This window comes from Synechocystis salina LEGE 00031, from assembly GCF_015207985.1.
GTDB classification, from domain to species: Bacteria; Cyanobacteriota; Cyanobacteriia; order Cyanobacteriales; family Microcystaceae; genus Synechocystis; species Synechocystis salina.
Map to the genome: position 1 here is coordinate 1 of NZ_JADEVV010000004.1, position 22434 is coordinate 22434.

18 protein-coding genes and 2 pseudogenes are annotated in these 22434 nt (G+C 47.2%); 10 read left to right on the forward strand and 10 right to left on the reverse strand.

What is annotated here, in order from left to right; translation table 11 throughout:
* Positions 1–60 precede the first annotated feature (60 nt).
* The 5 genes from ppk1 to minC all read right to left on the reverse strand — a co-directional run bounded on the left by ppk1 (position 61) and on the right by minC (position 4808).
* Complete coding sequence (gene ppk1, locus IQ217_RS01935; RefSeq protein ID WP_194018715.1) at positions 61–2241, reverse strand: polyphosphate kinase 1; 2181 nt, start codon at positions 2239–2241, stop codon at positions 61–63.
* A 384-nt stretch (positions 2242–2625) separates the two neighbouring features.
* Positions 2626–2838 (reverse strand): hypothetical protein, encoded by a 213-nt coding sequence (locus IQ217_RS01940; RefSeq protein WP_228023877.1) that lies wholly within the window; start codon positions 2836–2838, stop codon positions 2626–2628.
* A gap of 9 nt (positions 2839–2847) precedes the next feature.
* Positions 2848–3141 (reverse strand): cell division topological specificity factor MinE, encoded by a 294-nt coding sequence (gene minE, locus IQ217_RS01945; RefSeq protein ID WP_190598689.1) that lies wholly within the window; start codon positions 3139–3141, stop codon positions 2848–2850.
* 57 nt (positions 3142–3198) lie between these two features.
* A complete protein-coding gene (gene minD, locus IQ217_RS01950) occupies positions 3199–3999 on the reverse strand; it encodes a septum site-determining protein MinD (protein ID WP_194018716.1) in 801 nt (266 codons plus the stop codon).
* A 65-nt stretch (positions 4000–4064) separates the two neighbouring features.
* Positions 4065–4808: a septum site-determining protein MinC gene (gene minC / locus IQ217_RS01955; RefSeq protein WP_190598687.1), complete on the reverse strand. Its 744-nt coding sequence runs from the start codon at positions 4806–4808 to the stop codon at positions 4065–4067.
* Between the two features lie 212 nt (positions 4809–5020).
* On the opposite strand from minC, the gene IQ217_RS01960 reads away from it, so the two are divergent.
* From IQ217_RS01960 to IQ217_RS01995, 9 genes and pseudogenes are all read left to right on the forward strand, one after another.
* Positions 5021–5653, forward strand: coding sequence for an FHA domain-containing protein (locus tag IQ217_RS01960; RefSeq protein ID WP_194018717.1), 633 nt, complete (start codon positions 5021–5023; stop codon positions 5651–5653).
* Between the two features lie 60 nt (positions 5654–5713).
* Complete coding sequence (locus IQ217_RS01965; RefSeq protein WP_194018718.1) at positions 5714–6391, forward strand: CatA-like O-acetyltransferase; 678 nt, start codon at positions 5714–5716, stop codon at positions 6389–6391.
* Between the two features lie 276 nt (positions 6392–6667).
* A pseudogene (gene ppsA, locus IQ217_RS19350) lies at positions 6668–7996 on the forward strand (phosphoenolpyruvate synthase); the annotation flags it as partial.
* 1173 nt (positions 7997–9169) lie between these two features.
* A pseudogene (ppsA, locus tag IQ217_RS19355) lies at positions 9170–10309 on the forward strand (phosphoenolpyruvate synthase); the annotation flags it as partial.
* Positions 10310–10574: 265 nt separating this feature from the next.
* Positions 10575–11279: a TVP38/TMEM64 family protein gene (locus IQ217_RS01975; RefSeq protein ID WP_228023878.1), complete on the forward strand. Its 705-nt coding sequence runs from the start codon at positions 10575–10577 to the stop codon at positions 11277–11279.
* A 49-nt stretch (positions 11280–11328) separates the two neighbouring features.
* On the forward strand, positions 11329–12297 hold the full coding sequence (gene arsM / locus IQ217_RS01980) for an arsenosugar biosynthesis arsenite methyltransferase ArsM (RefSeq protein ID WP_194018720.1): 969 nt from the start codon (positions 11329–11331) through the stop codon (positions 12295–12297).
* Positions 12298–12363: 66 nt separating this feature from the next.
* Entirely contained in the window at positions 12364–13374 is a 1011-nt protein-coding gene (gene arsS / locus IQ217_RS01985) for an arsenosugar biosynthesis radical SAM (seleno)protein ArsS (protein WP_194018721.1), read from the forward strand.
* Positions 13375–13473: 99 nt separating this feature from the next.
* Positions 13474–14187 (forward strand): TVP38/TMEM64 family protein, encoded by a 714-nt coding sequence (locus IQ217_RS01990; protein ID WP_338117486.1) that lies wholly within the window; start codon positions 13474–13476, stop codon positions 14185–14187.
* 126 nt (positions 14188–14313) lie between these two features.
* Entirely contained in the window at positions 14314–15870 is a 1557-nt protein-coding gene (locus IQ217_RS01995) for a mercuric reductase (RefSeq protein ID WP_194018722.1), read from the forward strand.
* Positions 15871–15936: 66 nt separating this feature from the next.
* Here IQ217_RS01995 and IQ217_RS02000 read toward each other — a convergent pair whose 3' ends face one another.
* From IQ217_RS02000 to IQ217_RS02020, 5 genes are all read right to left on the reverse strand, one after another.
* Positions 15937–16272: a hypothetical protein gene (locus IQ217_RS02000; protein WP_190598678.1), complete on the reverse strand. Its 336-nt coding sequence runs from the start codon at positions 16270–16272 to the stop codon at positions 15937–15939.
* Positions 16273–16382: 110 nt separating this feature from the next.
* On the reverse strand, positions 16383–18092 hold the full coding sequence (ureC, locus tag IQ217_RS02005; RefSeq protein WP_194018723.1) for an urease subunit alpha: 1710 nt from the start codon (positions 18090–18092) through the stop codon (positions 16383–16385).
* 17 nt (positions 18093–18109) lie between these two features.
* Positions 18110–18580: a DUF29 domain-containing protein gene (locus tag IQ217_RS02010; protein WP_194018724.1), complete on the reverse strand. Its 471-nt coding sequence runs from the start codon at positions 18578–18580 to the stop codon at positions 18110–18112.
* A 50-nt stretch (positions 18581–18630) separates the two neighbouring features.
* Entirely contained in the window at positions 18631–18885 is a 255-nt protein-coding gene (locus IQ217_RS02015) for a 2TM domain-containing protein (RefSeq protein ID WP_010871713.1), read from the reverse strand.
* A gap of 123 nt (positions 18886–19008) precedes the next feature.
* Positions 19009–21486: a phospholipid carrier-dependent glycosyltransferase gene (locus IQ217_RS02020; protein WP_194018725.1), complete on the reverse strand. Its 2478-nt coding sequence runs from the start codon at positions 21484–21486 to the stop codon at positions 19009–19011.
* A 130-nt stretch (positions 21487–21616) separates the two neighbouring features.
* On the opposite strand from IQ217_RS02020, the gene IQ217_RS02025 reads away from it, so the two are divergent.
* A complete protein-coding gene (locus IQ217_RS02025; protein ID WP_194018726.1) occupies positions 21617–22363 on the forward strand; it encodes a DUF561 domain-containing protein in 747 nt (248 codons plus the stop codon).
* Positions 22364–22434: the final 71 nt, after the last annotated feature.

Here is a 22434-nt window from a genome sequence, read left to right on the forward strand (position 1 = left end):
CCCCCCGCTAAGAAAGAAACTCCCCCAGGGCCCCCGGCGGCTCAGAGCAATTAATCATCCCTAACGTATTTCTGGGTCTTCCGTACTTTCGGCGATCGCCTGGGCCGTGAAAATTGCCTGGGCACTCTGGCTTTGCTCCGGGGAAGCGGGACGACGCTGGACGTAGGTGCCATCGGGTTGTAGCTCCCAAGCTTGGCGATTATCGGCCAAAAGAATGCCCAAAATAGACTGTAATTCCTGTTTGAGATCCGGCTGTTCCACGGGCACCACCGCCTCCACCCGTCGAGTTAGATTACGACTCATCCAATCAGCACTACCAATGTAAATTTCTTCTTCACCGCCATTGTGGAAATAGAAAATGCGGGAGTGCTCCAACAAACGACCAATCACACTGATTACCCGAATATTTTCACTGACATTTTCCACCCCTGGTCGCAGGCAACAAATGCCCCGCACAATTAGATCAATCTGCACCCCGGCCTGGGAAGCGGCGTAGAGGGCACGGATAATCTGGGTATCCACCAAGGAATTCATTTTGGCCACAATGCGACCAGTGCCTCCATTTAGACAGTGGTCTGCTTCCCGCTCAATCATGGCCACCATTCTTTCCCGCATATTAACGGGGGCCACCAGTAGTTTTTGGTAATCCTTTTGGCGGGAGTAGCCAGTCAGAAAATTAAACAAATTGGTCAGGTCATTGCCCAATTCTGGACGACAGGTAATTAGCCCCAAATCGGTGTAGAGCTTAGCAGTTTTGGGATTGTAATTACCAGTACCAATGTGAACATAACGACGGATATCGGGGCCTTCTTGGCGCACTACTAGTACTGTCTTAGTGTGGGTTTTTAGCCCCACCAATCCATAAACCACATGGACACCGTACTGTTCTAATTTTCTGGCCCAGTTAATGTTATTTTCTTCGTCAAAGCGGGCCTTTAGTTCCACCAACACCGCCACCTGTTTGCCATTTTCCGCTGCTGCAATGAGAGCATTAACAATGGGAGAATCTCCCGAAGTGCGGTACAGGGTCATTTTAATGGTCAATACATGGGGATCGTAGGCCGCTTGGGTAATAAATTGTTGCACCGAAGCGCTGAAGGATTGATAGGGATGGTGAACTAAAATGTCCCCCTGGCGAATCAGGCTGAAAATATCTACCCCTTCCTGCTGGACTCGGCCATTTTCATCTCCGTCGACCAATTCATAGACATTTTTCAAGCGAGGAGGGATCACGGAAGCCCAGGGTTCATCCTTGAGATGGGGAGCCGGCAGAGAAAGGAAAAAGAACAGATCCTTTAATCCCAACAGGCCGTCAATGTCATAAACGTCAATTTCCTCTAGCCCCAAGTCCGTCATCAGGCGATCGCGAATATTTTTGGGAGTCGAAGCATTAATTTCCAGGCGCACAGCGGATTTACCCACCCTACGTTTCCGTAATTCCTCTTCGATCGCCAAGAGTAGATCGTCAGCCTCATCTTCTTCCACTGCAATATCAGCGTTACGGGTCACCCGAAACAAATGACACTCCTGGATGATCATGCCGGGGAAAAGGGAAGCCAAATTGTGGGCAATGACTTGCTCCAAGGGCACACCAGTCCAGATCCATGGCTTGTTGGGATCGGGCTGGCACACATCCTCCGGCAGGGCCACAAAGCGAGGCAGAGTGGGGGGCACTTTCACCCGAGCAAATAATTCTTCGTCCGTGTCGGGATCCCGTACCACCACGCCTAGATTGAGACTGAGGTTGGAAATGTAGGGAAAAGGATGGCTGGGGTCCACCGCCAAGGGGGTTAAAACCGGGAAAATATGGTCATCGTAAAAGCGGTGCAGATAATGCCGTTCTTCCTGACTAAGGTCCACATAATCATTGAGAAAAATCCCCTCCTCGGTCAATTTTTCCTTGAGCACATATTCAAAGACCTGGTTTTGCTGATACACCAAGGGCCGCAGACTTTTGCTAATTTCCTTCAGCTGTTGAGAAGGGGTACGACCATCCGCCGTCAACTTAGTGACATTCGCTTCTACCTGTTGCTTGAGCCCCGCCACCCTCACCATAAAAAATTCGTCCAGGTTGGAGCAAAAAATCGCCAAAAACTTGAGTCTTTCCAACAGGGGAGTGCGGTCGTCCAAACCTTCATGGAGCACCCGTTGATTAAAGGCTAACCAACTTAATTCCCGATTGAAATAGTAATCAGGATCTTTAAAGTTAACGGTGGAGACAGAGGGCATAGCTTGGATCATGGGGGCAAGATGCCAATGGCAGGGGAGAAGACAATGGGGACAATCAGGTTGATCTTACCCCAGCTTAACCTGGTGAAAATTATGGCCAGTTTAAGGTCAGCAGAAATGCACTCACAGTTTTTACCAATATCGGCGTAGGCTTAGCCGGGGATGAATTAGTTACAAAATACCAATAAATGCCATGACCATCGCTCTTGGAATAGCACTCCTACGACCTCCGGTTACATTCGCTATAATAAATCTCGGAGAAATGAAGGTTCTAATCTAGTAAAAAATCGCCTTAGAAAAGTTTATTGCAGTTATTGTCCAAGGAGATTTTTCTACATTAAGTTCGGAAGTTACTCTACCCTTAATAACTATTTGACTTTGATGAATTGGGAAAAATTATCTTGAAACCTTCTTGAGCAAAATAGCTGCTACCAAAGCGGGAGTACCCCCAATTAAACCGATCGCCAGCCAACGAGGGAAATTGCGGCCTTTCCCATAGGCGATCGCCGTGGCGGTGAGCCCCAGTAAGCAATGGGCAGTGCCAAGAATAATAACCTGGGTGGCAATGGGTAAATTGGTCAAGGCTGTTAGGGCATCAATATTTAGCAAGACTAACCCCTATCCTTCCTGGGCTTCTGACCGGGCCTTGGTTCGACGCACCCGACGCACCGGCAAATTGGCAATTAAAGCGGTCATCCGTTGGTCACTTTCCAAGGAAAACTCCATCTCCCCAGGGTCAATTTCCACATAGCGACTTACCACTTCCACAATTTCCCGTCGCATTTCCTCCATCATTTCTGGACTGAGTCCCGATCGATCATTGGCGATGACCAGTTTGAGCCTCCGACGGGCATCTTCGCCGCTATTTTTGCCACTCCGGCTAAAGAGCCTTTCAATCAATTCCAAAATCATGCTGGTTTTCGCTCACTGGCTGTTGGGTCATAACGGAAAAAGGGCAAATCCATGGGATTAACCCCCCAAGAGACGACGGCGGATACGGTTGAGTAGGCTATTGTGGGCGGCCATGAAATCCAGAAAGGGAATGTCTTGGCCTTCTAGGCGGCGGGCAATATTTTGGAATGCTAGCCCCGGCACGGATAGCTTTTCTTCCATTACTAAAGGTTCCCCTTTGTTGGTGGAAATAATAATTTTTTGATCGTCCGGCAGAATACCGATGAGGGGCACTGCTAGCAGGTCTAAGATATCCTCCACACTGATCATTTGATTAAGCTGTACCATTTCTGGCCGCAGACGGTTGACAATCAAACTAATTTTGCCAATGTCCTCCGCTTCCAAAAGACCGATTACCCGGTCCGCATCTCGCACCGCCGACATTTCTGGAGTAGTGACGATAATTGCCTCCTGGGCTGGAGCCACCGCATTGCGAAAACCAGCTTCAATGCCAGCGGGACAGTCGATGATGATGTAGTCAAATTTGTCCTTGAGTTGTTCCACCAGGGACTGCATTTGTTCGGCGTTGATCGCATCCTTTGACCGGTTTTGGGCGGCGGGGAGGAGGACTAAATTGGGCAAACGTTTATCTTTTACCAGGGCTTTATCGATGGTACATTCATCGGCTAAAACGTCGATGGCGGTGTAAACAATGCGTTGTTCTAACCCCAGCAATAAATCCAGATTTCGCAGGCCAAAGTCCGCATCAATCAGGACAACCTTTTTTCCCAATCGAGCTAGGGCCGCTCCCAAATTGGCGGTGGTGGTGGTTTTTCCGACTCCACCTTTGCCCGAAGTGACAACAATAATCCGATTCATAGTTGGCTGATAACGTGCGGTGATAACTTGGACTCGAAACTGTTAGTGGGCAAGGGGTAAAGATTTTAAAAAAGGGCAGAACGCTGAAACTGACGCACCGGGGTCAGACGGATACCTTCTGAAGTAATATAAGCGATTTCGGGCTCGCGACGATCAACGGCATCGGCCCCCACCCTAGCTAGGCGATCGCCAATGCGGATCTGACAGGCGGCCAACCGCAGGATCATAATAACAGCCTGGTCATTGCCTTTCGCACCAGCATGGGCCATGCCCCGCAAACAGCCCCAAATAAGGATGTCACCGTCGGCCACAATGCTACTGCCAGGGTTAACGTCACCGATAATGACCACATCTCCACTGTGGCGAATTTCCCCCCCAGAACGGAGAGTATGGCGCACCACCAAAGGTTTGGGAGGCAAGGGAACCTCAGATGGGTCTACCAAGGGCTTGTCGGCCATGGTTTGATCCACGGAAAGGCCCGCACTAGCGGCGGCCACAGCGGTTTGACGACGGTTGGTTTCTACCCATTGCAACGTCAGGTTCTGTTCCTTCAGACCAGCGGCGATCGCCTGGAGTTGTCTGGTGTCCAACAGTTGATTATTCACTGCCAACCGCACCAGGGTCTGGTCTTGCCACCGCCCCGCCATAATACGCAGATAATTGGTCAAACTTTGTTGCAGTTGTTGATGGGAAAACACCAAACTGGGGGAATCGGGGGCCGTCGTTACCGTCGGTAGGGTCAGGGATAATCGGATAAGGTTTTCCTGGGGAGCTAATTGCCACTCAGGGTGGGGGGTGTCGTCACTCATCAAAAAAACTCAGAATTTCACCGTAGGATCGCCCTTTACCTTAGCACTTCACTTTCCCCGACCGTCCTCCCCCCACGGGGGCAATTCAGACTATAGTGGCGGTTTTGTTCACCGGGAGCAAGAACGATGGGAAATACAACTTTTTCGCTAGGATTGATAGAGAATCCTGCCATACCTTGCTTTGGCATCTAATCATTAATCCCCAATTATCTATGGCTGTCTGTCCCACCTGTAACCACACCAATCCAGAAGGGGCCATCCAGTGTGAGGCCTGCTTTACGCCCTTGCCCACCCTGATGCCTTGCCCCCATTGTGGTAGCCCCGTGCAAAGTGATGCTACCTTTTGCGGCAACTGTGGACAGACCATTGACCCCCAGCAATTGGCGGTAACGGCCCCGGAGGAGGAAGAGACCCCCACCCCGATCGCCGTGGCTCCGGAAAATAGCGAACCCATTCCGGCCATTCCCGAAGTTTCTTCCACGCCAGCCCCATTCCCCGTGGGCACCCAACTCCAACCCCAGGGTGCTTCTCTTGTCCATGTGCAGACCCAAACCACGTTGGAAATTCCTGTGGGCATGGCTGTTATCCACGTGGGAAAACCCAACGATAAGGTGCCGCCAGATATTGATGTATCGGGTTTTGCTAATTCCGATGTGGTGTCTAGGATCCATGCCGATATCCGTCTGGAAGATAATGAGTATTTCCTGGAAGATGTAGGCAGTGCCAATGGCACCTACGTCAATCACACAGCCCTCCCCCCTGGCAATCGTCATTTACTCCGCCCCGGCGATCGCCTTTCTTTGGGCAAAGGGGATTTGGTCACGTTTATCTTCCAGTTGCATTAGGTTGTACCCAACTTTTTTCAGGAATTAAATCCACCATTAAAATCGCAATCCGCTAGGCGCATGGAAATTCCCGTTCGCTATCAGCCTCGTCTTTTAACTCCCGAGGAAAGGGAAGGTTATCTCGATTGGTCTTTAGATTTTTTCACCGACGATCACCTATTGCAAATTCCCTATATTGACTTGACCCTACAGTTGGATGTGACCAATGCCTATGGGGTTTACCAGCGGCACAAGAGCGGCAGGGGCAGTTTTTTTGCCTTTCTCCTCTGGCATTGGATGCAGTGTTTGCAAAACCATTGGGAATTTCGGCTCCGCTATGACAACCAACAATGGTATGTGCTCGATAATCCGCCGGCCATGGTCAGCGTGGCGATCGGGGGCAAACAACGCTTTTCGGAAATGTTGCTGGAAAATGTAGTGCAACTTAATTACAAGGAGTTTAGCGAACTTTATAGTGAAAAATTAGCCCAAATTCGGGCTGGGCATTACCAGCGGGCTGAATATGACACCTTTTGTTTAGCTTGTATTTTTGGCAACTTGCCCAACTTGAGATTTACGGCCTTGAGCGTGCACTATCGCCGGGAAACAATCCAAGGGCAACCCTGGCTTTACTTCGGGCAACGCTATCAGAACAATGAGCGGTTATTTATTCCTCTTTGTTTTAAAATCCACCACGCCAATACGGATCCCTTGGTACTGGACCAGGCCATCAATCAATTTAAAGCTCGCTTCATTTAACCTATCTAATCCAAACCTTAAACTGTCTCAAATATCTTTGGCGATCGCCTTCTCACTGGAATTGAAAGCCAACTCTGACGTAGAAAAGCTAAAATCAATGACCACAAACAAGCAACTATTATCAGTTTACCGTAGATCTTGCTCTTACAATGATTTTTTAATAATTAATTAACACTATATTTAAGAAACCTATCAATTTATAAATAATTACCAACAAAATAAAGTTTATTATATCAGCCTCGATAAACTGAAGGTATCGATTAGGGGTAAATAGATATGGTAAGTTCAGTCGTCGAAAAAACCTCTGTGGCCCATAAAGAAACTGCTTTAATCCTCTGGTTTGAAGAGGTGGGCACCCATGACGTTGGCTTGGTGGGGGGTAAGAATTCTTCCCTGGGGGAAATGATTCAACAGTTGACCAGCAAGGGAGTAAATGTGCCTTCTGGTTTTGCCACCACTGCCTATGCTTACCGCTATTTTATCCAAGAGGCTGGCTTAGAGCAAAAACTTCGGGATCTCTTTGCCGACCTGGACGTAAATAACATGGTCAATTTGCAGGAGAGGGGTCATCTAGCCCGGCAATTAATATTAGACACACCCTTCCCCCAAAATCTACAAGCGGCGATCGCCGAAGCCTATGGAGTCATGTGTGAGCGCTACGGTTGCAAGGTTGATTGTACTGGAGTGGATGTGGCGGTGCGCTCCAGTGCCACAGCAGAAGATTTACCGGAGGCTAGTTTTGCGGGGCAACAGGAAACCTACCTCAATGTCCACAGTCTTTCCTGTGTTTTGGAATCCTGCCATAAATGCTTTGCTTCCCTGTTCACTGACCGGGCCATTTCCTATCGGCATCACAATGGCTTTGACCATTTTGCGGTGGCTTTATCGGTGGGTGTACAAAAAATGGTGCGCTCTGATCTGGCCACTTCTGGGGTGATGTTTTCCATTGATACGGAAACTGGCTTTAAAAATGCCGCCCTAATTACCGCCGCCTATGGGTTGGGGGAAAATGTAGTCCAGGGCGCGGTGAACCCCGATGAATATTTTGTTTTTAAACCCACTTTGAAGGAAGGTTTTAAGCCAATTTTGGAGAAACGTTTAGGCAGTAAGGCCATTAAAATGGTCTACGATGTGGGCGGTTCTAAACTGACTAAAAATGTGGAAGTGGCGGAACCGGAACGGGAAAAATATTGCATTAATGATGAAGAAATTCTCCAATTAGCCCGTTGGGCCTGCATCATCGAAGACCACTATTCTGAAGTGCGGGGAATTTACACTCCCATGGATATTGAGTGGGCTAAGGATGGACAAACGGGGGAATTATTCATTGTTCAGGCCCGACCAGAAACGGTGCAATCCCAAAAGTCCGCCAATGTGATTAAAACCTACGAGTTAAAGGATCACAGCCAAGTGTTAGCCACGGGGCGCAGTGTGGGGGCGGCGATCGGCCAGGGCAAAGCCCAGGTAATTCGCAATGTTTCTGAAATTAACCAGTTTCGTCCCGGCGAGGTCTTGATCACCAACCGCACCGACCCGGATTGGGAACCGATTATGAAACAGGCTTCGGCGATCGTTACTAATCAGGGGGGCCGAACCTGTTTTGCTGGAGCAACTAATATCCTGACCAATCAAGGCTTTATGAGCTTAAAGCAAATTCATACCCAGGGTTATGATGGTTTATCAACTTTGTCTTTAAATACTGAAACTCAAAAAATGGAATGGAAACCCATTTTAGACAGTATGAAACGTTCTGGAAAAATAATTGGAGTCAGTGTTTCCCAAACCGGCAAAACAGTTAATAACACCCTGCGCCTTACTCCGGATCACAAAATGGTTAATCTCCGTCAGGGGAAATATGTGAAAACTGAAATCCAGGAGATGTTAGAAAAGCGAGAAATGGTCTTGGTATCTCAAAATATACCAATGCTGGGGGATGGAAAAAATAAAGAAGCAGATTTAGCTTATTTCCTCGGCGGCATTATCACCGATGGCTCTATCTACACCAGTCGTACCCATGGTGAAGTGCAGTTTATCCAAAAAGATGTTCCCGAAAAAGAAGCTTTCATTGCAACCATGCAAGAAAAGGCTACGGCCCTCTTTGGTAAATCTTTTACCCCCTATCCCAAAGCGGTGTCCTCTGGCTATATTCGAGGAGAAAAGGTAACAGGACAAGCCACAGCCTATCGTCTTTACTCCAAGGCGATCGCCTATGAAGTGCAAGCAAAAGAGCAAAAGATTAGCCAAATCCTCCTAGAAAATGATGCAGAAGTTGCTTATCAATTTTTAGCAGGGGTAATTGATGGGGATGGATGCTATGGCAATAATCGCATTAACATTTACATCTCTGAAGAAAATTTATTACAGGCAGTAATTATTGCTTGTTTGAAAATTAACACCGTTCCCCAGGTAACTAATAATCGCCATATCCATAACGTCCAAATTGTAGAAAAAATCCCCGAAATTCTTCTCTACACCCGAAGGGTGAAAGGGGAAGTAAAACCTCGCACTATCCAAACTCGTTTCTTTGCCACTAAACAACTGTTTGATGGAGAGGTTAAGGGACAAATTAAACTTCGTAAGGATAACAATTTCCTCATTTCTGATAAACAACTACAGGAAATCGGTCAATTTGAGTCTTTACTCAATAGTGATCTACGGATGCAACGGGTAATACAGATGGAAGATGCCCAAACAGGGGATGTTTATAACATTACGGTTGCGGATCACCATAACTATGTGGTCTTTACCGAAAAATATACCCCAGTGGTGGTTTGCAATTGCCATGCTGCAATTATTGCCAGGGAAATGGGCATTCCGGCGATCGTGGGTTGTGGGGATGCTACCGACAGCATTAAAACCGGCGAAGACGTTACCATCTGTTGCTCTGAGGGAGATGAAGGCTCTGTTTACAGCGGCATTTTGAACTACGAAGTCCACGAAACGGAATTATCTAATATTCCCCGCACCAAAACTCAAATTTTGATGAATGTGGGCAACCCAGAACAGGCCTTTGGTTTTGCCAGTTATCCCGCCGATGGTGTAGGCTTAGCCCGGTTGGAATTTATTATTGCTAATCACATTAAGGCCCATCCCCTCGCCCTGATGAAATTTGACGAGTTGGAAGATCCCGTTGCCAAGGCAGAAATTGCCCAGTTGACCAAACTCTACGCTGGCGATCGCCCGCAGTTCTTTGTCGATAAATTGGCCCATGGCATTGCCATGATTGCAGCGGCGTTCTATCCCAAACCTGTGGTGGTGCGGATGTCAGACTTCAAATCCAATGAGTACGCCAATCTCCTTGGTGGTCGTCAGTTTGAACCGAAGGAAGAAAACCCCATGATCGGCTGGCGGGGGGCCTCCCGTTACTATGACCCCAATTACCGAGAAGCCTACGCGTTGGAATGCCAAGCCCTCAAACGGGTCCGGGACGATATGGGTTTAACCAATGTTATTCCGATGATTCCTTTCTGTCGTACCCCCGACGAAGGTCGCAAAGTCATTGCGGAAATGGCTAAACATGGCTTGAAGCAAGGGGAAAATGGCCTAGAAATTTACGTGATGTGCGAACTACCTAGCAATGTCATTCTCGCCGATGAGTTTAGCCAAGTATTTGATGGGTTCTCCATTGGCTCCAACGATTTAACCCAATTAACCCTGGGTCTGGACCGGGATTCTTCCCTCGTTGCCCATCTATTTGATGAGCGTAATCAGGGGGTTAAACGCATGGTCAAAATGGCGATCGAAACGGCCAAAGCCAACGGTCGTAAGATCGGTATTTGTGGTCAAGCCCCTTCAGATTATCCTGAGTTCGCCGAATTTTTAGTGGAATTGGGCATCGATTCCATCAGTCTTAATCCAGATTCCGTGCTGAAAACCGTTTTACGCATTGCGGAGGTGGAAAAAGCGAAACCTAGTTAATCAACATACCCTGAGTAGGTCTTAAATTGCTCCACTAGGCTATATTTGTACATCCTCAGTTGTTTTCACTCTGATAATTCAAATTGATTATCCTCCCCCATCTCTGATAGTGGGGGATAATTTTTAAAAACAAGGTGTGGTAGGGCTTTCTGGTATCCATTGACGGTTAATTTTTTGGCTAGGGAGTAGACTAATTATCAATCATTAGTTAACATGCAGAACTAATACCAGATGTCGATTGGTAATTCCACAGGAGAACTTAAGTTTGAAATTATTTGTCAAGTTGGCAATTACCACTCTTTTAATTGCTGGATTGATATTTATTGTCCATCATTTTCAGTTAGGAAATGCGCTTAATTTGTTACTAACTAAAATTGAAAACTTAGGTTGGTGGGCTCCTTTAATTTATATCGCTGTCTACAATCTAGCCACAATTTTACTGATACCCGGTTCCTTATTAACCATGAAAGGAGGCTGTTTATTTGGTTGGTGGTGGGGCAGCATTTACACTACCATTGCCGCTATGATTGGAGCGATTATTGCTTTTTTGATTGGCCGCCACCTCTCCAGAAATTGGGTAAGGCAAAAAATAGCAAAATATCCAAAATTTCAATTGCTCAATGTTGCGATTAAAAAAGATGGTTGGAAAATTGTTGCTTTAACTCGTCTTTCCCCCATTTTTCCGTTCAATTTACTTAATTACGCCTTTGGGGTCACTGATGTTTGTATAAGGGATTATATCACTGGTTCTTTCGCTATGATTCCAGCTACAATTATGTACACTTACATTGGCTCATTAGCTACGGATTTAACGACCATTGGTGACAACCTTAATGGTACACCCCAATTAATTCAGTGGTTCATGCGCATTTGTGGCTTGGGGGCAACAATATTTTTGTTTGTTTATCTCAAGCAATGGTCAGACAAAGTTTTCCACCAAAGTCTATCTAACTTAGAATCGAAAAAGTAAGTTAACACATCTAATTCAGTCATCAAGTTTTTGTCAGCTAAAATTAACAATGACCTATCTCCAAACCACTGCTGATTTTTACGCCGAAGTAGCCCAGACTCCAGAAGTGGGACTCTGTTGCGTTCAGAGTAGCCCTCTGCAACTGCCGGGCTTAGTGATTCCCCGCTCCATGCAGGAAATGAACTATGGCTGTGGTAGTACCGTTCATCCCAACGAGCTAGGTAATAATCCCAAAGTACTTTATGTCGGTGTTGGTGGTGGGCTAGAGGCACTACAATTTGCTTACTTTTGCCGTCAGCCAGGGGCCGTAATCGCAGTGGAGCCTGTAGAGGCTATGCGTCAGGCCGCTAATCGAAATTTACGGTTAGCCGCTGAAGAAAATGATTGGTTCAGTATCGATTTTGTGGATATTCGGGCAGGAGATGCCTTTGCGTTGCCGGTGGCGGATAATTCAGTAGACGTAGTTGCGCAAAATTGCTTATTTAATATTTTTGAGCCGGAAGATTTATCCCGAGCTTTGCAAGAAGCATATCGAGTTTTAAAACCCCATGGTCGTTTAATAATGAGTGATCCCATTGCTACTCGGCCTATTCCCCGACATCTGCGTCAGGATGAACGGCTCCGGGCCATGTGTTTATCCGGGGCATTGACCTATGAAGAATACACTCAGCATTTGATTGATGTCGGCTTTGGGCAAATTGAAATTCGGGCCCGTCGTCCCTACCGTTTACTTGATTCTGTTACTTATCAACTAGAGCAAAGTTTGTTGTTAGAAAGTCTTGATTCCGTTTCCTTTAAAGTCCCGATCCCCGATGACGGGGCCTGCATTTTTACTGGCAAAACTGCTATCTACGCTGGTTCAGAACCTCTATTTGATGACCAAGCTGGCCATATTCTTCAGCAGGGAGTTCCTAGTGCGGTATGTGATAAAACAGCCTTAAAATTAGGCTCTACTTATCCAGATAAAATTCTGATCACTGACTCAACTTGGCATTATGATGGCGGTGGTTGTTGTTAAAATTAGTCTAATTGATCTTTGGCGATCGCCAGATTTTGCCCTCTTGTGTAGTCAACTTTGAGTAACATGGTTCAACACCTAGAAATTTCTTCACAAAAATATCCCATAACTCCCTTTGCCTCTAAGCTAACTGCTCCTTTGGATAAGCAAAAAATTTCTACTCTCCAAATCAATTTAGGTAAACGCTGTAATCTAGCCTGTAGCCATTGCCATGTAGAAGCTAGTCCCAAACGTACAGAGGAAATATCAGCGGAAGTTTGCCAACAACTAATTGAAATTATTCAAAAATTCCCCCAAATTAGGGTAGTGGATCTCACCGGGGGAGCCCCGGAAATGCTCTATGGTTTTAAGCCCATTGTGAAAGCGGCTAGAGAGATGGGAAAAGAAGTAATCGTCCGCTCCAATTTGACTATTTATTTTGAAATGGGATTTGCAGATATTCCGGATTATTGTGCCCAGCATCAAGTGAAAATCGTGGCATCATTGCCCTGTTACCTGGAAGATAACGTTGATAAAATGCGTGGCAATGGGGTTTATGAAAAGTCAATTAAAGCTCTGCAATGGTTAAATAAACTTGGCTATGGTAAGGATGCTAATTTAGTTCTTGATTTGGTTTATAATCCTCCTTTGCCAACTTCAGATGAATTTTCTCTGCCCCCTCCTCAGGAGCCCCTTGAACAAGATTACAAAAAATTCCTCAAAGACCATTTTGACATTAGTTTTAATCACTTATTGACCATTACAAATTTACCCATTGGTCGAAGCAAATTCCACCTTGAAAAATATCAATTACATCAAAAATATTTGAATTTTCTGGAAAATAATTTTAATCCAGACACAGTTGACAGTTTAATGTGCCGCAACGAACTTTCCATTGACCATTTAGGCAATGTTTATGATTGTGATTTTAATCAAATGGAAAACATTCCCGCTGAAAATAAATTCAATCAAAAGTTAACTGTTGCTGATCTAGTAAAAGCTGAAAATTTAGACTTAATTCAAAGAGTTAAAACCGCCCAGTATTGTTATGGTTGCACCGCCGGTTCTGGCTCTAGTTGTGGAGGTGCACTAATTTGATCTTAGTTAGCTTTCTCTATTTACTTCCCCCTTGATTATATGTTTATCCATTGGCTAAAAAAACAATTTTTATTTTCCCAAAGGCAGAGTTTTTACTTTTTGGTTATTTCCACTTTTAGCCTTGTCATAATCTTTGTTGCCAGTCCGGCTCTAGCTCAGGAAACAGGCACGGGTGGCTTCAATCCCCAAAATTGGTTGCTTAATGCCCTGCAATGGATTGACGGCTTAGGCACGGCCGGGGCGATCGCCTTTATTTTGCTTTACATAGTCGCAACAGTAGCATTTCTACCAGGATCAATCTTGACCCTAGGGGCTGGGGTTGTGTTCGGAGTAGTGCTCGGTTCGGTCTATGTTTTTGTTGGAGCTACTTTGGGAGCTACGGCAGCTTTCCTGGTGGGACGCTATCTTGCCCGGGGCTGGGTGGCCAAGAAAATTGTCGGTAATCAAAAGTTCAAAGCCATTGATGAAGCGGTGGGTAAAGAAGGCCTAAAAATTGTCATTTTAACCAGACTTTCTCCAGTTTTTCCCTTTAATTTATTAAATTATGGTTATGGCATCACCGGCGTTTCTTTAAAGGATTATGTCATTGGCTCCCTCGGCATGATTCCCGGCACCATTATGTATGTTTACATTGGCTCTTTAGCTGGAAGTTTAGCCACTGTTGGCACAGAAACTAACCAAGCTAATCCCACTTTACAATGGGTAATCCGCATCATTGGCTTTATTGCCACCGTTGTCGTCACTATCTATGTCACTAAAATTGCTAGAAAGGCTTTAGATGAAGCGATTCTAACATCGGAAGTAGTTGAATAACAGTTTGTTTTTGAATTATTGTTCAGGAATCTTTTTCAAATTAAATTGATAATTTAGAAATAATTTTGGTTTTTAATGTGATGTTTATTTCAATTTCAAATAATTTTTTGTTACACAATTATCCCTATGAATAACCGCACTACATCTAGTATTGACATTACCCCCCTAGATGAATATAACCAGCAATTATTAGCCCATGTTCATCCCCCCGATTGGATCAATCCTGCTCCCAAAGCTCAATATGATCTAGTGGTTATTGGTGCAGGAACTGCCGGTTTAGTGGTGGCGGCCGGGGCGGCTGGTTTAGGCATTGGTCTCAAAGTCGCCCTAATTGAAAAGCATTTGATGGGAGGTGATTGCCTCAATGTGGGATGCATTCCATCCAAGGCCTTAATTAGCTCGGCCCGCGTGGTAGGAATAATGAATAATGCCGACAGTTTGGGCGTTAAAAAACCAGACAATATTGAAGTTGATTTTCCGGCCGTGATGGCCAGAATGCGCCAAATTCGGGCTGGTATTAGCCACCATGATTCTGCCCAAAGATTTCGGGATTTAGGCATTGATGTTTTTCTTGGACAAGGACATTTTTTGCGTAACAATAAAATTGAGGTAGGGGAAACTATTCTTAATTACAAAAAAGCTGTAATCGCCACTGGAGCTAGGGCGGTAAAACCTGACATTCCCGGTATAGAAGAAGTCGGATTTTTAACTAATGAAACAGTATTTTCTTTAACGAAATGTCCCGATCGCCTGGCGGTTATTGGCGGTGGCCCCATTGGCTGTGAGCTAGCCCAAGCCTTTCAGCGGTTGGGAGCAAGGGTGACTCTGCTTCATCGAGGTGACCATTTATTAAACAAAGAAGATCCAGAAGCTGCGGAAATTGTTCAACAATCCTTACTTAAAGATGGCATTAAACTAGTTTTAAATGTCAAATTAGAACGGGCAGAGTTCACAGAAAATGGTAAGGTTTTACACTACAGCAATAACGGTGAATTAGGTTCCGTTATCGTCGATGAAATTCTAGTTGGTGCAGGGCGAGCCCCCAATGTGGAGGGATTAAATTTAGAGGCTGTGGGGGTAAAATTCGATCACCGGGGCGTGAAAGTGAACGATTATTTGCAAACCACCAATCCACAAATTTATGCCGCCGGGGATATTTGTATGGACTGGAAATTCACCCATGCCGCCGATGCTGCCGCTCGCATTGTGATTAAAAATACTCTCTTTTCTCCCTTCGGTTTAGGACGTAGTAAATTAAGTCATTTAACCATGCCTTGGGTGACCTACACTGACCCAGAAATTGCCCACGTAGGACTAAATGAAACTACCGCCGATGCTTTAGACCTAGGCTATAAAACTATTAAAATTCCCTTCTCCCAGGTTGACCGGGCGATCGCCGCCGGAGAGACGGAGGGCTTTTTGAAAATTATTCACATAGCCAACAGCGATGAAATTTTAGGCGCCACCATTGTCGCTCCCCACGCAGGGGAAATGATCTCAGAAATAACCACAGCCATGGTCAATAAAATTGGTTTGAGTAAATTGTCTGGTGTTATTCATCCCTACCCTACCCAAGCGGAAGCAATTAAAAAAGCTGCTGATACTTATCGTCGTACTTTGCTCACGAATAATACGAAAAATTTATTAAAAATTCTAGCTAAATTTCCCAGCAAATTATTCTAAAAAGAATAACTAAAAACTCTAAAAATGAGAAAATTAGTTAACAAATTAAATCTGCACTAACCTGTTCTAAGATTGGCCACAACAGGTTTCATAACCTAAACTTTCTAAGATTAGATCGCTGACAGCATTGGCCACCGCAAATTCACTAAAAAAACTTTCCCGAAAATCAAAAGCTTGCATTTCGGTCACAATGGCAATGACCAGGGAGCCCAGGTCATTTTCCCCTTCCAGTCGTTGACGCACAAAAATTTGGGCAGCCCTTTCCGCAATGGTGGCATTAATTCCTTCGGGGATAAATTCTTGGTTAAGCCATTGTTGTAATCCTTGGCGTAACCAATCTCCCTCTTGCACAGGGTCTTGGATGGGGGGCAATGTGATGGGGGGGATGGGGTCAACAGCCATAGTTCCAGGACGCTTTGCTAATAAAATGTTGACGGAATATTGTCAAAAAATGGGCAATTCAAGGCCATCGTAGCAGATTGTTACATGGCCAAAAACAGGTCCAAAAGTTACTAAAATAAGAAATAACGCTGGGCCATGGGCAATACCGTTGCCGGCTCACAGGTGAGTAATTCTCCGTCGGCCCGTACTTCGTAGGTTTCTGGATCTACTTCAATATGGGGCAAATAATCATTCAGTTTCAGATCCCGTTTGGTTAACTGGCGAATATTTTTTACCGCCACCACCGGCTTGCTCAGTCCCAATTTTTCTCCAATATCTTTTTTCGCTGCCTTCTGGGAAACAAAGGTCACACTCGTAGCGGCGATCGCCCCACCATAACTAGCAAACATCGGCTGCATATGCACTGGCTGAGGCGTGGGAATACTAGCATTGGCATCCCCCATTTGGGCGTAGGCAACCATGCCCCCTTTAATCACTAATTCCGGTTTAACCCCAAAGAAGGCGGGACTCCAGAGGCAGAGATCCGCTAACTTACCCACTTCCACTGAACCTATTTCCTCGGAGATGCCATGGGTAATGGCGGGATTGATGGTGTATTTAGCCACATAGCGCTTAGCCCGAAGATTATCATTGTCTCCCCTTTCCCCGGTGAGGGCTCCCCGTTGCACCTTCATTTTGTGGGCTGTTTGCCAAGTGCGACAAATTACTTCCCCTACCCGGCCCATGGCTTGGGAATCGGAAGAAATGATGCTAAAAGCCCCCAGGTCATGGAGAATATCCTCCGCCGCAATGGTTTCTCGACGAATCCGAGACTCTGCAAAAGCCACATCTTCAGGAATATTACGGTGCAGGTGATGGCACACCATTAACATATCTAAATGTTCTTCCAGGGTGTTGATGGTGTAGGGTCGGGTGGGATTAGTGGAGGAAGGGAGGACGTTCAATTCTCCGCAAATTTTGATAATGTCCGGGGCGTGGCCTCCCCCGGCTCCTTCGGTGTGATAGGTGTGAATAACTCGATTTTTGAGGGCGGCAATGGTGGTTTCCACAAACCCCGCTTCGTTGAGGGTGTCGGTGTGGATAGCCACCTGGACGTCGTAATCTTCCGCCACGCTCAAACAGTTGTCGATCGCCGCTGGGGTAGTGCCCCAATCCTCATGGAGTTTCAGCCCGATCGCCCCGGCCTTAATCTGCTCAGCTAAGGCCGCTGGTTGACTGCCATTGCCCTTGCCCAAAAAGCCCAGGTTAATGGGAAAGCCATCGGCCGCCTGTAACATGCGGTGAATATTCCAAGCCCCGGGGGTGCAAGTGGTGGCCTTGGTGCCTGCCGCTGGCCCAGTGCCTCCCCCCACCAGGGTGGTAACGCCCGACGCTAAGGCCGTTTCGATCTGTTGGGGACAAATAAAATGCACATGGGCATCAATGCCCCCCGCCGTTAAAATCATGCCTTCCCCGGCGATCGCCTCGGTGCTGGGGCCGATAATAATAGAAACATTGTCTTGGACATGGGGGTTCCCTGCCTTGCCAATGGTGCAGATACGGCCGTTCTTAATGCCGACATCAGCTTTGACAATGCCCCACCAATCCAAAATCAAGGCATTGGTGATCACCACATCCACTGCCCCTTCGGCTCGGCTTAAAGGGGATTGTCCCATGCCATCCCGCACCACCTTCCCACCGCCAAATTTGACCTCGTCGCCATAGGTGGTATAGTCCTGTTCCACTTCGATAAATAATTCCGTATCCGCCAGCCGCACCTTATCCCCCACTGTGGGACCAAAGGTGTGGGCGTAGCTGTGGCGGTCCATCCGATAACTCATGGTGACTATTTCCTTTGTTAATCAAGGGGAAGGGATTCGAGCAGTTGCGTCAAACTATAGGGACATTTCTGAGGAAAATCCACTGTGTGGCCGGTTTTCTCCTGCACGTAGCCTAGGGCATCTTGATAAATCTGGGGTAATTCTTCCTCCAGATAGTTTTTCAGAGTAGTGGTCAAATGGCGGCGCAATTGGGTACGAAAACCTTGTATTTCAGCTCGCCAATGGTTTTGGTTCCGCCCCCGTTCCTGCTGCCAGTATTGCAAGAGTAGGCAATGGCGTATTAGCTGTTCCAAAAGATGGGCGACTCGATTGCGGTCCCGCTTACCCAAACTTTCCAACTCCTCAATTAAATGAACCCAGTCCACATCCACCAGAGCATTCTGACGCAATAGGCTCACCGTCACCTCAAGCCATTGGGTTGGATCTTGCTCATAAAGTTCGGAGAGAACTTCGCTAGGGGAAATGGGGAATTGCAGTTGAGATTCCATTGCTGAGAAACTAACAGTCCGGAATATTTGGTTCAGTCTAGCCAAAGCCCTTAACTCTTACCAGTGGCAGGGGAATAATCGGCAATAACGGCAATGTATAACAGGTGCAAAAGCAAACCCCCCAGCCAGATGCCGGAAAGGGGCGTCAACCAAGACCAATCGGCCTTGTTCAAGTTATGGACAAACCATAGGCCAGAATTAATCGCTAAAAACACTGCCACATGGACAGCAAAATTCATACGATCGTCTAAACGGCGAAAGGCGGGATCGTTACGGTCGGGTTTACGGGGCCAACGGGGAGGCATAGATTACCAGTCAGGGTCACAATTCATCACTAGCCCCAATTTTAACGGCAATGGTCTGAAATCCCCGCCGACGAAGGGGCAAAATAAACAAAATTTCCGCAGTCCTTCCTGGTTCCGATTTAACTAATTGAGCAATCCAGATTGTTGCACCGTTTGCCAAGCGGGCCAGATTTTTCCTTGCATAAAGAGGGCGATCGCCTGGAGGCCATTAATTTCTGGATTATCGGGAGCTAGGGCCAAGGCGGGTTTGAGGGCCTGTTCCCCCTGGTATCCCTGCCAATCGTAAAGATGAACAAAGGCTAAATAAGCATGGGCGTAGGGATTTTGGGGATCCAGTGTGACTAACGACTGCAAAGCGGCGATCGCCTCGGGCGGATTTTCCTGTAATACCCGGGCCAAAACCTGGGCATAGGTGAGACTGAGGGCATCAACAGGATTTTGGCTCAAACGATAGGTCCAACTAGCATCCCCCTGACGCAGATAATCGTGGCGTGGGTCGTATAAATTAATCCGGTCCACCTGGGCAAAAACCGGTTCTAATCCAGTAATACCCTGCCGTAAATTTTGCGCTAAATGGTACAGTTGGCTGACAAAATCCAATGGTGGTGCAGGTAAAGCCGGAGCGTTGGCATCCAGGGTTAGGGTGATGTCTGGCAAAGACAGAGGTTGGGCCGTCATCGTGCTGGGGTCTAACCATTGCCCTTTTAAGCGGTAATTCCCTGGGGGTAGATCCGCTGGAGGCAACATAGCTGTCCTTTCAACAACTTCAACCCCTTGATCCTCAACAGAAGGAAGCAATTCCCCCAAACCGATGGCATGGTCATGGAACCAAACTTGCCCTGGGTTAGCCGTATTTTCCCAAGTGAGCAAAACAATTCCCTCACTCAGGCGATCGCCGTTGCCCTGCCAATGGTAGGTAATTGGTACAGGTTGACCGGGGGGAGCGCTGGCCGGTAAATCAACTTGGGTCAATTGGGGCAATTCAGTGTTGATGGGACTGGGTTTAACTTCTATCCTGGGTTGACGGCGGTGCCAGAGGCTCAACTCATCACCATTGGGCAAAGACCAGGCTTGCACAGCGGCAAAATCGTCATTCTGGGCAATGGTTTCCCCTAACTCCACTTGTATGGGGTCAGCTAAATAGTTGTCTCCGGTTTTGGTCAAGAACCAGTCGAAATTTTGCTGATCCTGTTGAATAATTTCCCCGTTACGACTCAATTCCCGACCGTAGGCCCGAAAATTTTCTGCTGCGCCATAATAATTCAGCGTATTGGGATTGACCGCTGGGGTGTTGGGAATAACGCCCAAATTAATCCTTTGCTCCGGGGTGGTTGCTATGGCGGTGGTAATGACTTCCGTGTTGGGAGCAGGTAAAACGAAATCGGGACGAAATAATACCGATGGGTTTAGGGCTTGGACAATGCCATTACTACCGGGGATGGGAAATAAGTTACCAAGGGTGATCAAAATGGCGATTGCCAACGTGCCCCAACGCACCCACAGCCAACGACCACACCAACGGGTCAACCCAAAGGCGAGAAAAATAGCCACAATGGGTAGATAGGGCAAAATGTAGCGGTCATCCTTATTTTGAATAGCAGAACAAATTAGATAGGTGCCGCCGTAGTAATATCCCAGCCACAGCAACCCCGGTTTTGCTTCCCGCCAGCTAGGTATCTGCAGCGAAGCAGGAAAACGGTTTAGTAAAGATAAAATTACTCCCACCAAAGGCGGTATCAACCAAACCCAGGACAGGGCATTGGGTAAATCCTGCCAGTAGTAAGTCCAGGCAGCCAGGGTATTAATGGGAGGATCTCCCTCTAAGGTGGCGGGAATGGCATTGGAATTTTGGGCGGTGCTAAACAGGTAAATCCAGTTGGTGCGATACCACGGATACCAGAGGGGAATGCTTGCCAGTAAACCCACTAGCAATTGAGCTAACCGTTGCCATTGCTTCGTCCAAATACTCCACAGCCCCAAGCCCACCAGGGGAAAAAACAGATAGAAGATAATACTTTGTTTGGAGAGCAAACCTAGTCCCAATGACACTCCAGCGGCGATCGCCCAAAGCCATTGGGAACGGCGACCTTTGGCCTCTTTCCAATAGGTCAGACAGGTAAAGCTCAAGAGGGTAAAAGCTAGGAGTGGGCTGTCCAACAGCACAATCAAACGACTATGGATTAAACGAGGAATCAAAACCATGATGGCCACTGCCCACAGGCCAATTTCCCGGCTGAAAAGCTTTTTCCCTAGGCCGTAGACAGAGAGAATTAAAATGCCACTCCAGAGCCAATTACTCAGTAAAGCCAGATCACTGCCTGGGCCATCCAGTCCCTGGAAAGGAGCATTGACAATGTAGGTCAAAGGGGGATATTTGGGGGAAAGCATCCAAAAACTCCGCCACCATTCCCCGCTCAAAAGGTTCGGCGATCGTAGGGCTTGCCAATATTCCAGGCCGTAGGATAGGTGATTACTTTGGTCCCAGGCCGGCACCGTCTGGTCCATGGCCAACCAGAGGCGATCGAGGCCGTTGCTTCCAAGCCACACCAGGGCCAAGAGCAGAGGCACTCCCCAGGATTTCGATAAAATTTGCTTAACCATAGCAGGGGTTGGACGTAAGATGGATAGCAGCAGCCCATCGTTATGATTGGGCAGAAAGTCTTCCTGGCCTGACCCAAACGGTTAGGGTTAGGGGGGCTTACCATTCAGCATTAATCATTTTGGTAATCCTATGAGTGCAAACCTTGCCCAACTCCACCAGGCCCTGGAAAATCGTACCGCCTTAAAGGTAATTAGCGGTTTAAATAACTTCGATAGCGCCAATGTTTTAGCTGTGGCCCAGGCCGCCCAGGCTGGGGGAGCGACTTTTGTGGACATTGCGGCCGATAGCCAATTGATCCAACAGGTACGCCACGCCATTGATTTGCCCATTTGTGTGTCAGCGGTGGAAGCGGAATTGTTAGCGGCAGCAGTGGCCGCGGGGGCTGACTTGGTGGAAATTGGTAACTTTGACAGCTTTTATGCCCAAGGCCGCCGTTTTGAAGGGCCAGAGGTGTTAGCCCTCACCAAAGCAACCCGTCAACTGTTGCCCCATACTTTGCTCTCTGTCACCGTGCCCCACATCTTGGCCTTGGATGAACAGGTGCAATTGGCCGAAGCCTTGGTAGCCGCTGGAGCCGACATTATCCAAACCGAAGGTGGCACCAGTGCCGAACCCCATCACCCCGGAGTTTTAGGGCTGATTGAAAAAGCTGCCCCCACTTTGGCCGCCGCCCATGCCATCAGTCGAGCCGTCACTGTGCCCGTACTCTGTGCCTCTGGTCTGTCCGATGTGACCGTTCCCATGGCGATCGCCGCTGGGGCCAGTGGAGTAGGGGTTGGTTCCGCCATTAACCAATTGAACGACCAAGTGGCTATGGTGGCTGCGGTTCGTCGCTTGGCCGATGCCTTAGTGCCCCAGCCTGTTCGGGTGGCGTAGTCATCAGTTTGAGTTCGACTAAATAGTTTAAAAACCTCTGGCACCCCAGTTTGGGAGGAACTAGATAGAAG

Coding starts and splice junctions, on each gene's coding strand:
- ppk1 (WP_194018715.1), bottom strand. CDS start 2,241: ATGATCCAAGCTATGCCCTCTGTCTCCACCGTTAACTTTAAAGATCCT.
- minE (WP_190598689.1), bottom strand. CDS start 3,141: ATGATTTTGGAATTGATTGAAAGGCTCTTTAGCCGGAGTGGCAAAAAT.
- minD (WP_194018716.1), bottom strand. CDS start 3,999: ATGAATCGGATTATTGTTGTCACTTCGGGCAAAGGTGGAGTCGGAAAA.
- minC (WP_190598687.1), bottom strand. CDS start 4,808: ATGAGTGACGACACCCCCCACCCTGAGTGGCAATTAGCTCCCCAGGAA.
- IQ217_RS01960 (WP_194018717.1), top strand. CDS start 5,021: ATGGCTGTCTGTCCCACCTGTAACCACACCAATCCAGAAGGGGCCATC.
- IQ217_RS01965 (WP_194018718.1), top strand. CDS start 5,714: ATGGAAATTCCCGTTCGCTATCAGCCTCGTCTTTTAACTCCCGAGGAA.
- arsM (WP_194018720.1), top strand. CDS start 11,329: ATGACCTATCTCCAAACCACTGCTGATTTTTACGCCGAAGTAGCCCAG.
- arsS (WP_194018721.1), top strand. CDS start 12,364: ATGGTTCAACACCTAGAAATTTCTTCACAAAAATATCCCATAACTCCC.
- IQ217_RS01995 (WP_194018722.1), top strand. CDS start 14,314: ATGAATAACCGCACTACATCTAGTATTGACATTACCCCCCTAGATGAA.
- IQ217_RS02000 (WP_190598678.1), bottom strand. CDS start 16,272: ATGGCTGTTGACCCCATCCCCCCCATCACATTGCCCCCCATCCAAGAC.
- ureC (WP_194018723.1), bottom strand. CDS start 18,092: ATGAGTTATCGGATGGACCGCCACAGCTACGCCCACACCTTTGGTCCC.
- IQ217_RS02010 (WP_194018724.1), bottom strand. CDS start 18,580: ATGGAATCTCAACTGCAATTCCCCATTTCCCCTAGCGAAGTTCTCTCC.
- IQ217_RS02015 (WP_010871713.1), bottom strand. CDS start 18,885: ATGCCTCCCCGTTGGCCCCGTAAACCCGACCGTAACGATCCCGCCTTT.
- IQ217_RS02020 (WP_194018725.1), bottom strand. CDS start 21,486: ATGGTTAAGCAAATTTTATCGAAATCCTGGGGAGTGCCTCTGCTCTTG.
- IQ217_RS02025 (WP_194018726.1), top strand. CDS start 21,617: ATGAGTGCAAACCTTGCCCAACTCCACCAGGCCCTGGAAAATCGTACC.